This window comes from Methylobacterium sp. V23 (genome assembly GCF_002917135.1).
In the GTDB taxonomy this organism is placed as follows: domain Bacteria; phylum Pseudomonadota; class Alphaproteobacteria; order Rhizobiales; family Beijerinckiaceae; genus Methylobacterium.
In genome coordinates this window covers 21852-36588 of record NZ_PDHT01000039.1, presented here as the reverse complement: position 1 = coordinate 36588, position 14737 = coordinate 21852, and the positions used below count along the sequence as shown (strand labels likewise).

The 14737-nt window shown below is 62.6% G+C and carries 15 protein-coding genes; 10 read left to right on the top strand and 5 right to left on the bottom strand.

The features are described 5' to 3' along the window. Window positions 1–557 precede the first annotated feature (557 nt). The 6 genes from CRT23_RS23940 (at window position 558) to CRT23_RS23920 (ending at window position 5782) form a co-directional block, all read left to right on the top strand. The gene (locus tag CRT23_RS23940; protein ID WP_103712084.1) at window positions 558–1025 is read left to right on the top strand and encodes a MucR family transcriptional regulator; all 468 of its coding nucleotides are present in this window, start codon (window positions 558–560) and stop codon (window positions 1023–1025) included. Window positions 1026–1411: 386 nt separating this feature from the next. Continuing rightward, window positions 1412–1636 (top strand): hypothetical protein, encoded by a 225-nt coding sequence (locus CRT23_RS29305; RefSeq protein ID WP_245436539.1) that lies wholly within the window; start codon window positions 1412–1414, stop codon window positions 1634–1636. Window positions 1637–1684: 48 nt separating this feature from the next. Next, on the top strand, window positions 1685–2560 hold the full coding sequence (locus CRT23_RS23935; protein WP_245436537.1) for an alpha/beta fold hydrolase: 876 nt from the start codon (window positions 1685–1687) through the stop codon (window positions 2558–2560). Window positions 2561–2614: 54 nt separating this feature from the next. Further along, a complete protein-coding gene (locus CRT23_RS23930; protein WP_146056482.1) occupies window positions 2615–2953 on the top strand; it encodes a hypothetical protein in 339 nt (112 codons plus the stop codon). A gap of 608 nt (window positions 2954–3561) precedes the next feature. Continuing rightward, window positions 3562–4620 carry a hypothetical protein gene (locus CRT23_RS23925; RefSeq protein WP_146056481.1) on the top strand — a complete coding sequence of 353 codons (1059 nt, stop codon included), beginning with the start codon at window positions 3562–3564 and terminating at the stop codon, window positions 4618–4620. 460 nt (window positions 4621–5080) lie between these two features. Then, window positions 5081–5782, top strand: a complete 702-nt coding sequence (locus CRT23_RS23920) for a response regulator transcription factor CtrA (RefSeq protein ID WP_103712081.1) — start codon at window positions 5081–5083, stop codon at window positions 5780–5782. Window positions 5783–5845: 63 nt separating this feature from the next. Here the strand turns inward: CRT23_RS23920 and CRT23_RS23915 are convergent, their stop codons facing one another. From CRT23_RS23915 to CRT23_RS23900, 4 genes are all read right to left on the bottom strand, one after another. Next, the gene (locus tag CRT23_RS23915; RefSeq protein ID WP_103712080.1) at window positions 5846–6307 is read right to left on the bottom strand and encodes a hypothetical protein; all 462 of its coding nucleotides are present in this window, start codon (window positions 6305–6307) and stop codon (window positions 5846–5848) included. A 270-nt stretch (window positions 6308–6577) separates the two neighbouring features. Continuing rightward, complete coding sequence (locus tag CRT23_RS29300; protein WP_245436536.1) at window positions 6578–8281, bottom strand: AAA family ATPase; 1704 nt, start codon at window positions 8279–8281, stop codon at window positions 6578–6580. Between the two features lie 37 nt (window positions 8282–8318). Next, window positions 8319–8768 (bottom strand): hypothetical protein, encoded by a 450-nt coding sequence (locus CRT23_RS23905; protein WP_103712079.1) that lies wholly within the window; start codon window positions 8766–8768, stop codon window positions 8319–8321. 102 nt (window positions 8769–8870) lie between these two features. Further along, the gene (locus tag CRT23_RS23900) at window positions 8871–9767 is read right to left on the bottom strand and encodes a hypothetical protein (protein ID WP_146056480.1); all 897 of its coding nucleotides are present in this window, start codon (window positions 9765–9767) and stop codon (window positions 8871–8873) included. Window positions 9768–9935: 168 nt separating this feature from the next. Between CRT23_RS23900 and CRT23_RS23895 the strand changes: the two genes are divergently transcribed. The 4 genes from CRT23_RS23895 to CRT23_RS23880 all read left to right on the top strand — a co-directional run bounded on the left by CRT23_RS23895 (window position 9936) and on the right by CRT23_RS23880 (window position 13683). Further along, on the top strand, window positions 9936–10256 hold the full coding sequence (locus tag CRT23_RS23895) for a hypothetical protein (protein ID WP_146056479.1): 321 nt from the start codon (window positions 9936–9938) through the stop codon (window positions 10254–10256). A gap of 1278 nt (window positions 10257–11534) precedes the next feature. After that, window positions 11535–12227: a ParA family protein gene (locus CRT23_RS23890; RefSeq protein WP_103712076.1), complete on the top strand. Its 693-nt coding sequence runs from the start codon at window positions 11535–11537 to the stop codon at window positions 12225–12227. After that, entirely contained in the window at window positions 12227–12607 is a 381-nt protein-coding gene (locus CRT23_RS23885; protein ID WP_103712075.1) for a stability/partitioning determinant, read from the top strand. The genes CRT23_RS23890 and CRT23_RS23885 overlap by 1 nt, the downstream gene beginning before the upstream one ends. After that, a complete protein-coding gene (locus tag CRT23_RS23880; RefSeq protein WP_103712074.1) occupies window positions 12604–13683 on the top strand; it encodes a replication initiator protein A in 1080 nt (359 codons plus the stop codon). The genes CRT23_RS23885 and CRT23_RS23880 overlap by 4 nt, the downstream gene beginning before the upstream one ends. 640 nt (window positions 13684–14323) lie before the next feature. Here the strand turns inward: CRT23_RS23880 and CRT23_RS23875 are convergent. Then, window positions 14324–14584 carry a hypothetical protein gene (locus CRT23_RS23875; RefSeq protein WP_103712073.1) on the bottom strand — a complete coding sequence of 87 codons (261 nt, stop codon included), beginning with the start codon at window positions 14582–14584 and terminating at the stop codon, window positions 14324–14326. Between the last annotated feature and the right edge of the window lie 153 nt (window positions 14585–14737).

The window sequence follows — 14737 nt, the reverse complement described above, 5'->3', positions numbered from 1 at the left end:
CAGAACTTCCCCACCCAACAGTACGGCCAGACCTCGGGCGGAAACCGCTGCTGATCGAAAGGACACCTGGATGCTGCTGAAAGGCTTCTCCTACGCGATGATCGCTGCCTTCGCCGGCGGCCTCGCCTTCACGATCGTTGGCTCAGCCAACGCTTTCTTGAACCTGTAAGGCCCTACCCGCACTGATCTCGCGATGAGACCCGCCCAGCCCTGGCTATGGCGGGTTTTTCGCGGGGTTTGACGGCGTTTCGCGCCGCAGTGTGATGCTCCCCCTGGTAAGGGGTATCTTCCGCCTGTCCTCGGCCCACATCTCGAGGCCTTCCGGCTTACTAAAGAGAACGCCAACAAGATCTCGTAGCGTTCGCTCTGCGCATCGTCTGGCCATATGACGTGCAGCGTCTCACGCCTTGGATCGCATCAGCGCAGCGTGAGAAATGCCTAAGAGGCTATGGGGCATTGAATGTGCACGAATGCGAGCAGCAAGCCACATCCATCTTGAACACTAATCTTGTATCAGCCATGTCTCTATCTGAACTTATCACAAAACAGATGGTGGCATGACAGACAGCCTGGACAACCAAACCACCGATTTGATCGACCTCGCCGGTGACATCGTCTCCGCCTATGTCTCGAACAATTCGACCCCGGCGTCCGAGTTGCCGGGCTTGATTCAGAGCGTTCATGCGGCGCTCACGCGCCTCGCCTCCGGCCCGGTAGAGACCGCTCCGGAGGAGATCCATGAGCAGCCGACGCCCGCGCAGATCCGCAAGTCGGTGACACCCGGCGGCATCGTCAGCTTCCTCGACGGCCGGACGTACAAGACGCTCAAGCGTCACCTGACCGGCCATGGCCTCGATCCGCACAGCTACCGCCAGCGCTACGGACTTCCGGCGGACTATCCGATGGTCGCCCCGGATTACGCTGCCCAGCGCTCGGCCCTGGCGAAATCGATCGGCCTTGGCCGAGTCGGGGACAGCAGCGAGGATGCGCAGCCGCAGGCCAAGGGACGTGGCAAGGCGGCGTAAGGCCCAGCGCGCGGAAGATGATCGCCATGACCTGCGCGGACGCTCACGGCGGGACGAGCGTGATGCACTCCTTGTGAGCAGACGCGGCTTTCGTGCCTTTTTCGCCAAATGCGTTCCAGAGCCACTGGATCGGACTGCCAGGCGCCGCAATCCATCGCGTCGTATCCCGAACTTGACGGTGCGTTAACCAATCGCCCGTTCAGGCTCGCAGCGAGATCGGGCGTGGAGACGCGGGTGTTCGGGACCTCGGGGTTCGCACGTGGGATGTTGGGCGGCGCAGTCGCCGCGACGACGCTCGTCCTGCTGTCGGCCTGCGCCGGCCGGCCGGCCGGCGTTCTCTGCCCGTCGCAGGAGCCGCGCAGGTCTCCGGCACCTCCCGGGTCGACATGCTGGGCGCCACCACTCGGAAGGCCGCGGCCGATCGCGGCGTGCTGTTCTCGGGCGAGCGCGGCGATGCGGTCACCTACACCGATCTCTCGGTCTCGATCCCGCCCGACGCCATCCGCCAGCCCGGCTCGGTCCAATGGCCGAAAACCGTTCCCGGCAACCCTGCCACGGATTTCGTCGCGCTGCGCGCCGATCCGATCGAGCGCGCGACGGTCCCAGCCTAGACGAACCGGGCCGTCCGGGGTTCGGCCAAGCGGCACGTCCTCGTCTTCGTGCACGGCTTCAACAACAAGTTCGAGGACGCCGTCTTCCGCTTCGCCCAGATCGTGCACGACTCCGGGGCCGAGGTCGCACCCGTGCTGTTCACCTGGCCCTCGCGCGGCTCCGTCCTGGCCTACGGCTACGACCGGGAGAGCACGAACTTCTCCCGGAACGGCCTCGAGACCCTGCTGCGCGACCTCGCGAAGGACCCGAACGTCGGCGAGGTGACGATCCTGGCCCACTCCATGGGCAATTGGCTGACCCTCGAGAGCCTGCGCCAGATGGCCATCCGGGATCGCCGGATCGCCCCGAAGATCCGCAACGTCATCCTGGCCGCCCCCGATGTCGACATGGACCTCGCCCGGGCCGCGTTCCACGACATGGGCCGTGACCGCCCCCGCCTGACCCTGATGGTCTCCGGCGACGACCAGGCCCTCGCCGTATCCCGCCTGGTCTGGGGCGACAGCGTCCGCTTCGGCGCCATCGATCCGACGGTCGAACCCTACCGGACGCAGCTGGAGCGCGAGAACGTATCCGTGCTGAACCTGTCCGCAGTGAAGTCGACCGACGCCCTCAACCACGGCAAGTTCGCGAGCGGTGACGTCGTCGCCCTCCTGGGCAAGCGGCTCGCCGACGGCCAGCCGATCTCGGACGGGCAGATCGGCATCGGCGACCGGCTGGTGAGCACGGCCGCCGGTGCGGCCTCTACGGTCGCCACCGGAGCTGCCCTGGCCGTTGCCGCCCCTGTCGCCCTGATTGATCCTCAGACCCGCGAGACCTACGGCGAGCATCTCTCGAACGTCGGATCCGGCCTGCGCGACACCGTCGGATCGACCGTCGATCTCGCCGGCGCACCGGTGCGTGCGCTCGAAAGCGGTGGGCGATAGAGCGCTACCCCTCATGGAGGCAGGGCCTGTAGCGTGAGGGGAGACGAGGCCGATGTGGATGTCGATGTCCTTACCCATCGCGCCGGGCGTGAGGTTGAAATCCAACTCGCCGCAGGTCGCGACTTCGTCGACGCCCTGGAGCGGGGCCGCCTCGATCGTGGTCGGATCGACGCGGAGAAGAGGCAAGCTGACGAAAAGGGCCTCCTTTCTCACGCTGGGGGCTCGCTGTGCGGCGGGCCTTTCCTCCGAACTCACATCGGCGGCATCCGCGCACATTTTCTGTTTCTGTTTTCTGGGGCGCCACGTCGTATCAAGCGCTTCCAGGGCGCGAAACGTGCCCCCCGGCGGCTCGAGGATAACGGTCACGATCGGCGTCGGGCCGTCGCGATGTAGGACTGCAGCCTGGACCAGATTGCCGTAGCGGGCGAAGAGCGAGGCACGCAGTGTGTCGGGCGACAGAGCCTCTCGCGTGAGTGGATCAATGCCTTCGCCCGTATCGCGAACCACGACCTTCTGGTGCGCAGGTAGAGATTTGATGAGGCCGTTCACGTCGGTGTATTTCGTCGCGGCCACGCGAGCCGTGAGATCGACCACGTAGTTCGGGTCGCCGACGAGCAGAACCGAGGCCTTCATTCCGCTCCCGCGCAGAGCCAGCTCGCCCCAAAGGTCAGGCAGCTCACGCTTGGCGACAAAGGTTCGCGTGAGCTGGATATCGTCGATCACGGTAGCTCCTCTCGATCAGACAGGTGGGGTTACGACCCCTGAGATCCTGTGTTGATGACGAGGATCGCGAGATCCTATGAAAATCGCAAATATCGAAAATGAGATTTTTTGGATTTGATCGATATCCTTATCACGAGGACCCCAATTTCTTGGTGGGTGCACTGCCATAGTCGGTACCGAGTATGACAGTGTCCGCCCTCTATAGCTTTTCGATGCAGGTCCGGGCTTTGCGATTTTCAGAGGTCCTCGCCACCCTCTCTCAAACGAGGGTCGCGATCATGACGCGTACGAACTTCCTCCATATCGACCTCCACGCCCGGAAAAGCGGCAGGGCAAATTTCGTGATCGACGAGCTCAGCCGGGTCCCGGAGAGCTGCGCACACGTCGAGGATTCACTGCCGCCGATCCAGATCGCGGGGGTCCCATTTGCTGAGATTTCGACCCAGCTCAATCGACGCCTGGGCGAAGCCTATGAGACGACCAAGAGGGGCGTACGAAAAGAAATCCGGGTGACGCAGCGCGTCCTCCTCGCGGGGGTCGCGTCATATCCGGTCGCGATGACTGAAACATGCGCGTCCCTCGCAGAACGCCGCAAATACAGGGCGTGGCGCGCCCGAGCAGCCAAGTTCTTTCTGGACCTTGCCAGGGCACACAACGCAATCTGCTCCATCGTAGCTCACCATGACGAGACATTTCCTCACATTCACGCCGCGATTATTCCGACAGACACCGCGATGTTGGCACCCGCGCTTCACCCCGGCTACGCCGCCCGGGAGGCCGCAGAGCAGGAATGCCTACGTCAGGGTATGCCCAAGAAGGAGGCCGTGGCCGCTGGCCGACGCGCCTACGCCCCCGCAATGCGGCAATTCCAGGATGCGTACCACGAGCAGGTCGGGCACCCGTCCGGGCACGCACGCCTGGTGACCGGTCGGGCGCGCCTCCCCCGGGGAGAGTATCTCGCCCTACGGACCTGTCACGATGCGCGAGATCAGGCGATCCTGGAGCGTGAGCAGGCCGAGCGCGAGCGCGCCGCAATCGTCGCCGAAACGGCGCGCCTCATAAAAATGGGCCGACAGGCATCCGAAGATGTGATCGCGATGTCATTTTCGGAGGGCATGAGGGCCGTGCGCGATGGCCGCATCGAAGACATCGTTTACAATCCTGTCGACCACGTCGCAGATCTGATCCGCGGCCCTGACGTCGACGACGTGGAGTGGGAGCAGCTCCTCAACGACCTGGCCCCGGCTTGGGATCAGGGCCTACTCGCTGCTCTCGAAGCGCTGCTCGCGACCCGATCCAGGGGCCCGGCCATCAGGCGGGCGGGCGCCTACTTTTAAGATGCTCCGCACAAGCGATCCTGATGCAGGATCGGATCGCCATGGCGCGCGCGGCGCAAGCCAGAAGCTCATGCTCGACGTCATATTCCCGCATCGACACGCGCGACGACGACCAGGTTTGATCGTTTAGGTAACCGAAGGCCTGCATCCTGACCTCGAGCCACGTTGCGTACCGGCTCGCGTGTGAGATGGACGTTCCTCCCCGCCGGCCCGTGAGCAGATTGGGCGGCGGGGCAGCTTCATTGAAAATTAATCATACCGATCCCATCTGAAGTTCATACCGATGATGGCTCTCGGGCTAGATCGGATGCGGCCACGATGCCGGGATAGGGTGACGCCGGATGTACGCGCACCTCGTCCCAGCGTCCGTGGCCGTCGCTTTATCCAGCCGCGCCGCAACCTTAACCGTTTGTTGCCGATGCGCGTTCAGGATGCCTCAACCTTTGGAGGATCCTGGCCCATGCGCGTTCTGCTGATCGAGGACGACGCTTCTGTTGCGCAGAGCATCGAGCTCATGCTCAAGTCCGAGAGCTTCAACACCTACACCACCGATCTCGGTGAAGAGGGGATCGATCTCGGCAAGCTCTACGACTACGACATCATCCTGCTCGACCTGACGCTGCCCGACATCTCGGGCTACGAAGTGCTGCGTACTCTGCGTGCCTCAAAGATCAAGACGCCGATCCTGATCCTGTCCGGCATGGCCGGCATCGAGGACAAGGTGAAGGGCCTTGGCTTTGGCGCCGACGACTACCTGACCAAGCCCTTCCACAAGGACGAGCTCGTCGCTCGCATTCAGGCGATCGTCCGCCGCTCGAAGGGCCACGCCCAGTCGGTCATCACCACTGGCGACCTGATCGTGAACCTCGATCAGAAGACCGTCGAGGTTTCCGGCAGCCGCGTCCACCTGACCGGCAAGGAGTACCAGATGCTGGAGCTCCTCTCGCTGCGGAAGGGCACGACGCTCACCAAGGAGATGTTTCTCAACCACCTCTACGGCGGCATGGACGAGCCCGAACTGAAGATCATCGACGTCTTCATCTGTAAGATGCGCAAGAAGCTCGCCAATGCGTCAGGTGGCAAGAACTACATCGAGACCGTCTGGGGCCGTGGCTACGCCCTCAGAGAGGGAGCTCCCGAGATACGAGCATTGGTCGGCTGAGACGCGCCAGGGGTACTCATTCCGCGCCTGCCACGAAGCACCCGAAACGCGCTCGCGGGCCGACTATCCCAACCCAACGAAGGCAAAGAGATCCAGCTGCCGCGACGGAGTCGGAGGAGATCGCCGGGCGGTCCGTCGCTGTGTCAAAGTGTTGAATACGGGCAACGTCATAGGCCCTCGACCATGCAGTACGGCACCGATGAGTTGGCAGCCGTCGCCGAGGTGGTAGATGGCGGCGCGATAGGGGCCCACGCCAAAGAGCTCCTGCACCAACGGCTCACCGGCTGGCAGCGTATAGAGGGCCCGCAGAAGACAGGCGAGGCCAAGCGCCTCCGTTCGGGAGGAGCGGAATTCGAAGGCTTGCCCAGCCCAAATGCTGCGTTGCGCTCCGGCACTGGTCTCGCGAAAAGGATTGAGGCTCGCCTCGGTCGCCGGATCGAGGAGGAAGCGGGCGATCGCCTCACGATCGGCGACATGCGTGCAGGCCCGCAGCGAGGCGGCCAGCTGACGTCGCGTGATAGACACAAATCCTCCTCTGCGGCTGCTTTCGACCTTGCGGGGAGGGCGACGTTCGCATGCCCCCGCTCTTCTCGAAAGCAGGATCGTGCGAACCTATCCTGCCTGCTAAACGGTGCGAGGCCGTTGCGCGGTTGAAGCTTTTGGACGGAAGGCTATGGGAACGCAGCGCCTCCTCCGTTCCTTTAGGATCCGATGCGGCCGGCCCCATTACCTTGAAACCGAGGGCTCCTCCCCGCGGCGACCGCCCATAACTGCGACCGCGGCAGAGAGTACCGATCAGTGCCGTCGGCTCGACATCTCCCGCGCGGCAACCACCATCTCGACGATTCGTGTGAGGCGGCGGATCGAGCCGCCGGGCCAAGCCTGGCGGACCAGGGTCAACTCCTCGCCGTCGAGCGCAGGCAGGAAGTGCGGATCCAGCCCTCGGGTCGCGGCAATCCCGGCCAGAACGGGCGACAGCAAGGCCTCGAGGTGGATGGAAATCGGAGCCGGCATCTCGATCACGCGTAAGCGGTCGAGCAGCGGTCCCGGAAGCGGGTCGACGCCATTGGCCGTACACAACCAAGAGACGTGACTCAGGTCGACCGCGCATTGGAACGCCGGATCCGGGTAGGCCGACGCCGTCTCACGCTCCAGCATCGGCAGGAGGCCGTCCCACAAACGACCATGGGTCGTTCCCGTCGACGATTTCTCGATTTCATCGAGCAAGATCAGTGGATTAGCCACCCCGTGACGTGCGATCGCGAGCACGGGGTGGGCCGGTTCGGTGTTCGCCCAGCGCCGATCCAAACCGCCGATTGCCGCTCCGCTATCGTGCGTTGCGTCCACCCGCCAGAGTCCAATCCCGAGATGGTGAGCCAAACGAGAGACCAATCTACTCTTTCCGGCCCCCGGGGGGCCGACGAGGACGGTTGGGCGGAACCCAACGTGAACCCGCCCGATCAGATCGGCCAAGAGACGGTCGATGGTGTTCAGCGCGTAGGGAAATTCGAACGCGAGGCTGCCGCGCAGCGCCCGGAGGTCCGGCACGGGGGCGAGCGGAACAGGCCGCCCGATGATGGTCTCGAAGCCGCGCGTGAGATTTCGGGTGCGATCGGCCCCCGGCTCGCGCACCTCACGGACCACGACGATCTGCCCAGGGGTGGGAGAAGCGGGCTCGATCAATGCAGGGCGCGTCTCGCCCGGGATCGCTGACAACCGAGAAGCCTCGCGCTCGCGTTCGCGGTTTCGAGCCTTTGCGAGCGCCGCCTCGGCCACGCGCCGGCGCCGACGCTCGTCTTCCCCGGCCTGGTCGACGACCGGCTGTGTCAGCCTCTCCCCGAAGGGGAGAAGCGCGCGCACCAGAAGCGTACAGAGCAGCATCTCGCTGCTCGCCCCGCGGCTGAGGACGGCGGCGGCCACAACGACATTCGAAGCGGCCGCGTTCAGGCTCGCGTAGGCAGCCTCGAGTGCCGCGGTCCAACCATCGAGGAGCGTCGCTTCTGCAGCCTCCTCGTGGATGTCGAGGTCTCCGTTGTGATCGGCTCGGCGCCCGAGGCCGAGGGCGGTCTGGGCCTCGGCCAGGGCGGGCAGGTGGAGGACGAGCCCCGGCAGTGCCTCGGCCTCGAGCCAGATCGGCAGCGCGATGCGGACGGCAGCCGCCGCATCGTCGCCACCGCAGGACATCAGCGTCACGCAATCAGCGAGCGCCCGTGCGGCTGGTACGTCCCGTTCGGCAGCGTGGTGGTCGAGAAACCGCGTCAGAGCCCCCCGGGCAGCAACGACGTTCGGATCGCACCAGGGATCGGCCCCCGCAGCAGCGGTGGTCGTGTTCCAAGCCGCGGCCAGATCGATCGCCTCGGGCACGAGGGCGGCGATCTCGGCAACGATCCCCTCGCGGGCGGCCGGGATCCGCAAGGCCGTATCCAGGCAGAGGCGCAAGCGCCTCGGAAAGGCGGCCAGGATGAGGGCCAAGGCCGCCTTGGCATCGATGCGCGGCACGGGTGCGGTCGAGGAAAAAGCCATCGATCGATCCTTCTCAGCGGCCGGGTGCGATGACGGACGAAGACTCCTGATGGCCCCAGCCACGCCAGCGACGGGCGAGGCGCAAGGCGTCGAGATCGGCCCGGCGCCGGGCGCGGCGGCCGAGGACATGCACGAGCAGGTCGCGGGATGCGGCATCGCCGAGGGCGGCGCAGAGCAACACGGCCGAGAGGGCCCGGTCGATGCTGCCGGGTCGGGCGACGCCCTCCGCCAGGATCGTGAGCGCGACCCCGATCGCAGCAGCCGGATCGGCCCGGATCGCCGCTTCCCAGCCCGGGAGCCGCAAGGTCGGAGCCGCGAGAAGGGCCGTACGCAGGTGCCTCTGAGCCGTGAGATCGAGGAACTCGGGCGGCAGGGTCCTCCACCAGGTCAGGGGGGCACTGGGGAAGGCGAGAGCGGGCGGAGATGCCGGCAGAGAGCGGTTCGGATCGATCGGGTCAGTCATCGAGGCAAGCCTGGAGAAGGCACGGGCGCGAACGCGCAACGGTACCGAGGGAAAAGGGAAAGGGGTGGAAGTCGGCCGGGTCGCAGACGCGACCCCTTTGGATCAGCGCGCCATGGGACGGGGCGGCAGCGGCATCGGCATTACGGTTCCGGTCACCTCGAGGGTGCCCAGAGCGCGCGTGAGAAGCTCAGGAACGTCCGCGCGCAGGCGGGTCGTGATCCGGGCGGTGACCGCCTCGATGGCAGCCATGACGGGCTCCTCGAAGAGCCGGTCGATGTCCCTGCCACTGACGGACAGATCAGGGCTATAACCACCGCGTCCGTAGACGTCGATCAAGACGGCTCGAACATGGGCGACATGAAAACCCAGTGTTTTGAGGAACGCGAGGCCCTGAACTTGGGCGCAGCGCAGGATCCACTCGATTTGATGGACCTTTCGCGCCTCGGATTTCCCCCCTCCCCGCTTCATCTCGATGATGAAAGCGTTCTGGGTCCGGCGATCGATCACGACAAGATCGAGCTTAACGGTCTGGGCAATATCACCAGAGAGTTCGATCGCCGTTTCACCCAACTGGGAGATCGAGCTGTTCCGGATCAACTCCTGGGTCGGCACGGTGATCGGCATCGGGACATCCCGCATCACCAAGTAGCGGCCCCGGTTCTTGAGAACGTCGGTGAATGCCGCCTCGAGAAGCGTGCCGTGCCTCTTCACAACCGAGGACAGTACCGATGCGACCTGCGACAGGCCGGGACCGAGCAGGGGGTCAGGCGTGAAGACGTTCCGCAGCGCCTGGTCGACAACCAGATCGGCGGCCGCCAACAGTGCAGGCGAACCGGCAAAGGGGTTCGCGGTCTGCCCGTATCCGCAGCCCTGTGCGGCCCCGCTGCCGAGCGGAACGGCAATACGTCCGGACGTGGCCGAGCGGGATGCGGTCTCGCTGCCTGCAGGCAGCCGGGTCCGGCCGCTACCCTGAGCAGCCGGGTGGGGAATGATGGTCATGAGGGTTCAAATCCGTCCAGAAGGACACCCAGCCCCCGCGCAGGCCGACCGACGAACGGCTCGGACAGCAGGCAGCCATGCGTCGGAGCCCTAGGCTGCCGACGTCTCAGAGTGTCGTGATTGCAGGAGAGCGAAGGCCGCCGGCACTCCAGGCAGGAATGCGGAGGGTTGAGCCTTCAGGCGATCATGCGGATCGGCGGGACGGGCGAGAGCACTAAGGCGGTCGACGAGGCGCGGGACGGTTTCGTCGGGGGCGCAATGCCGGTAGGGGTGGTCGTAGCCATCGCTCTGTATCTCCTGAGGATACGGGTTGTGGTCAGGCCGGGGCTGGTGCTGGTAACACCGGCGCCGGCCGCATCTGGTAAAGGCGGCGTGGCGCGTTGCTGGTCTGCCATCTCCGAATTTGGCCCGGGCGCGAGGGTTTGGGAAGCGCCTGAGAGCGGCAATTTCCCATTCGACAAGGCCTTCTGCCTGGCATCGTTAACGTAGGCCTGGCGTAGGCTGCAGCGGTGGATGGGGATTTCCACCTGCCTGCCCTGGCTACGACGGCTTTACATCGAGCATGCTGTTTCTATGCAGGCACGCGCCTTTCTGGAACGGATTGCAGGTACGATTAGCTCGAACGCCCCTCGATAACGACCGCAGCGGGGTCGAACGGTAAGCCCAACAAGCCTCTCGGTGACTCTGACCAAACTTCCCAGAATGTGCAGTAAACGGTCGTTTTCTGCATAAGCAAGCTATGCTGTTATGGTCGAGAGCTTTGGCCCCGCGAACTTACCGATTTTGCACGGGGTAGAACATCGTTCAGAACTCGCGTGGTATAAGCGTGTGAGTGATTTCACTTTATACAAACTTTGAGATGACCAATACTACGTTGAGAAGCTGAAATTTCCGGGATGGTAATGGGCTTCATTTACGCACTGGGGAGGACCATTTATCGGGTGAGTAGGCCATGGTGGCAGAGGATCGCGCCGAGCAGCGTAAATCACACTGCGATTAGTCCAACGATCAGGCTCTGGAAGCTAACCACGGCCAGCAAGCCCCCTCCCCTGCCGGAAATGCCAGCATTACCGTACGAGATGGATCGACGGAGCTGCAAAACAACTTCGACGCCGCCGGTACCCAAACCGCCGCTACGGACAGTCAAAAGGAGGCCGTGCCTTGGAAACAGAGGAAGCCCGTGGCTGATCGCAAGGCTGATGGCACTTACAAAATTCGCAGCAAACGCAACACAGGACAGTTACGCTATTATGGGCGATAGCCCTCTGATATCAAATGGATATCCGCTCGCGATTTTAAACGTATCAGAAGGCTGAAGGAGGGCCCCTGGAATTCCTACAGATACCTTTAGGATATCCGTAAACTATCTGTAAGCTATCTGAATACCTAAGGATAACTAATAGATATCCGAAGGCATTCTAGTATCCTGAATCCGGGTTTCAACCCATTCGCTATCGTGATCCGGTATGCCAACCATCGTTTTCGCCAATCCCAGGGCGTGGGTAAATCCATCTCCGCCATCCGCCTCGCCCGGAACTAGCAGGGAGGAGAGCTTCAGTGACGGTGATCGATGCGGATCCGAACAAGTCACTCTCGAAGTCGAGATTTTAGCCGTATTCGAAGGCTATAGGATAGCTTCCGGAATTCGTGACGATATCCGTAGGATATCCGGGGGCTATCCGAATTCTTGAGCATAGCTATTGAGTATCTGAAGGCATTCCAGTATCCTCAGTGCGAGGTTCAACCCCTTCGCCATCGTGATCCAGCATGCCAACCATCGTTTTCGCCAGTCCCAAGGGGGGCGTGGGTAAATCCACCTCCGCCATCCTTCTCGCCACGGAATTAGCGGGGAAGGGGGCTTCAGTGACGGTGATCGATGCGGATCCGAACAAGCCGCTTTCCAAGTGGTCGCAACGCCCCGGCAAGCCGGAAAACCTGGCGGTCATGGACAACGTGACCGAGGACACGATCATCGACGCTATCGAGGGCGCCGAGAAAATCGCACAGTTCGTGATCGTGGATCTCGAAGGCACGGCCTCAATGATGGTGGGCTATGCCATGAGTCGCGCCGACCTCATCATCATCCCGTCACAAGGAAGCCAGCTCGACGCAGCCGAGGCCGTCAAAGCCCTTAAGCTGGTAAAGCGCCAGGAGAAGGCGTTCAACCGACAAATCCCATGTTCGGTGCTATTCACCCGTACCAGTGCGGCCATCGAAACCCGCGACCTGAGGGACGTTCAGGTGCAATTGAGCGAAGCCGGCGTTCCGGTCTTTGCCACGCAGATGGTGGAGCGAGCCGCCTTTCGAGCGATTTTCTCCTACGGCGGTACCCTGTCAGGCCTCGACGGTTCACAGGTCAGCAACGTAAAGGCTGCGCAACAAAACGCCCGTTCATTTGCGGCCGAGGTTGTGGCACTATTGAAGGCGAACGCGGCTCAGGCGCAGGCGCAGGTGGCGTAATGTCCAACTCACGCGCCAAGCTGTTTGATGGTGACGACGATCTGGACCTGACAGCTTTCAAGCCGAAGGCCGAGTCGGATAAGGCCGCGCCGCTGCTCGAGCAGGTGAGGGAAGTTTCAGAGGCCGCGAATTTCCGCAGCCGGGAACCAGCCAAGGCCACACCTGAACCCGCTGCCAACCCCGCTCCTGCAGACGTCATAAAGCCCCGCAGACAGCCCCGAACACACCGGACGGGCCGCAACGTGCAGTTCAACGTTAAAGCCTCTCAGGATGCTATCGACGCCTTCTATCGTATATCCGACGAACAAGGATGGGTGCTGGGTGAAACGCTTGAGCGCGCCCTGTCGGCCTTGGAACGGGAATTGGCTGCGAAACCGTGACCCGGAAGCCTGTTACTGATCCGCAGTTTGATCTGTTCGTCCCCTACACGTCAGACCTCGCTTTCCGCGATACGCAGGAAACGATGGAGAGGCCGTTTTTCAGTCTCGCAAAGCGCAAGCGGCTGAAGCCCATCGAGTACACGAGCCCTGACGGGTCCGTGTATGTAAAGGTCTACGCCACGCCGGAATTTGGTATGGCGACCATCTGGGACGCTGACGTTCTGATCTGGGCCGCCTCAACCCTAAACGCCATGCGGAAGAAGGCCGTCAACGACATCCCACGCACTCTGAATTTTCAGGCCTACGAGGTGCTAAAAACGATTGGCCGGGACAGCGGGGGCAGGGATTACCAGCTGCTGCGCGATGCCCTCGGTCGGCTGCAATCTACCACCATCCGCACCAACATCCGGCCCAAGGGCAAGAAGGAAGAACGACAATTTAGCTGGATCGACAGCTGGTCGGACATTGTAGACGAGGCCACCGGGCAGAGCGTCGGCATGACCCTCACTGTGTCGGACTGGTTCCACGAAGGCGTGCTGTTAGACAAAAACCTTCTGGCAATCGATCCGGCCTATTTCAACATCACCGGAGGCCGCGAACGTTGGCTGTACCGCGTTGCGCGGAAGCATGCGGGCGCAGCCGGACCCGAGGGTTTTGCCATCCCCATGCCGACCCTGTTCGAGAAATCGGGGGCTGAAGGCACCTATCGCCGCTTCAAATTCGAGATGTTGTCCCTCGCTAGGAAGGCCTTTAGCGGAGAAAGCGCGATCCCCGGCTATGACATTCTGATTGAGGTAGGAAAAGGGGCGGAGCCGTCGTTACGCATGATCCGGCAAGGACTGGATCGACGCGCGATAGCGCCAGAGAAGGCGAGAACTCAAGCGGCACCCCTGACGCCCCACTTGACGGATCAGACCATCCAGATGGTGCGCCGGGATTTCCCCGGTTGGGACGTGTATGCCCTCAAGGGGGACTTCGACGGCTGGCTGCTCGATACGGGTAAGGCCCTGCCCGATGACTACCAGAAAGCCTTCTACGGCTTCGCCAAGCAGTACTATGAGCGCAATCGCTCATAGACCTACCCCGCCACGTGTCACCCCGTTCCCGAAATCCCGTGTAACTCGCCCTCGGCTTAGCTTTCAGCCCTTTCCTACCTTCACCTCAGAGGGGCAAAACCCTTTATCGAGGTGATTCGCCCCCGGGATCGGGATAACGGGAACGCCTTCGGGATAATAGGAACGGATTCACGGGATATCAGGAACCGCAACTATCGGGACTTGGGGAACAGAAGCACGGGACATCAGGAACGAACTAAATCGCCAAGCTTTTGAATATGCACAAGTTTCCACAGACCGTGCTGCGCCTAACTCTTTAACCAAGAATTTATTAACTTTTTAAACCTCTTGCAGCTGAAACTAACCTGTGCAAGCCTTGGCATATTGCGGATCAGTCCACGCCTCAGGGCAGACATCCGGTATGGCCCCTTTGGGCCAACGACTCCCGAGCGTATCACAAACACTATTCGCAGCATCGTGGCTGCGGGCTGCGGGCTGCGCTGCATGCCCACTGAAGACAGCGTGTCCCAAGCTCGGACATAAGGCTTGGAAAAGCATCTACCGTCCCGCTTTCACGCTTTGTTTGGGGATAGATCTGTCGTCGGTCGGCCGGGGGCATCGGCGTACGATGTCCATACGATTGCCCATCCTGGCCGTCCATTCAGATGGCTGGGCTGCCGATGATCTCGTAGGTGTTCGTCGCGATCCGTATGCCCGCCGCCTCGAATTCCTCGAGGATGTCGCGGCTGATCGCGCTCTTCAGTTCGCGAACGCCGTGCGTGCGCGTCAGGAACCGCACCATGATCTCCATCCAACTCGTAGTCAGCCGGATGTAGACGCGTGGCTCCACGCCAGCGGTCGGCAGCTGGTCGCGGCGCTGTAACTCAGCGGCTTCATTGGTGCCGAGCTGATAGCTCGGCATGAAGAGTTTTCCTCGAACTCGCGAGTGAGAATGCCTAAATCACAAATTCTAGCAGCAACATAGACGAAGTCGGCGCTTGGGAGCCGAGCATGATCCTGGATCGTGGGGGCGGACCCCGCTTCATCGGCTGCAGAAATCGCCTCATCCAGGGCA

Excerpts from the sequence above, each read along its gene's own strand:
- CRT23_RS23940 (WP_103712084.1), top strand. The coding sequence starts at position 558 with ATGACAGACAGCCTGGACAACCAAACCACCGATTTGATCGACCTCGCC.
- CRT23_RS29305 (WP_245436539.1), top strand. The coding sequence starts at position 1,412 with ATGCTGGGCGCCACCACTCGGAAGGCCGCGGCCGATCGCGGCGTGCTG.
- CRT23_RS23925 (WP_146056481.1), top strand. The coding sequence starts at position 3,562 with ATGACGCGTACGAACTTCCTCCATATCGACCTCCACGCCCGGAAAAGC.
- CRT23_RS23920 (WP_103712081.1), top strand. The coding sequence starts at position 5,081 with ATGCGCGTTCTGCTGATCGAGGACGACGCTTCTGTTGCGCAGAGCATC.
- CRT23_RS23905 (WP_103712079.1), bottom strand. The coding sequence starts at position 8,768 with ATGACTGACCCGATCGATCCGAACCGCTCTCTGCCGGCATCTCCGCCC.
- CRT23_RS23900 (WP_146056480.1), bottom strand. The coding sequence starts at position 9,767 with ATGACCATCATTCCCCACCCGGCTGCTCAGGGTAGCGGCCGGACCCGG.
- CRT23_RS23890 (WP_103712076.1), top strand. The coding sequence starts at position 11,535 with ATGCCAACCATCGTTTTCGCCAGTCCCAAGGGGGGCGTGGGTAAATCC.
- CRT23_RS23885 (WP_103712075.1), top strand. The coding sequence starts at position 12,227 with ATGTCCAACTCACGCGCCAAGCTGTTTGATGGTGACGACGATCTGGAC.
- CRT23_RS23875 (WP_103712073.1), bottom strand. The coding sequence starts at position 14,584 with ATGCCGAGCTATCAGCTCGGCACCAATGAAGCCGCTGAGTTACAGCGC.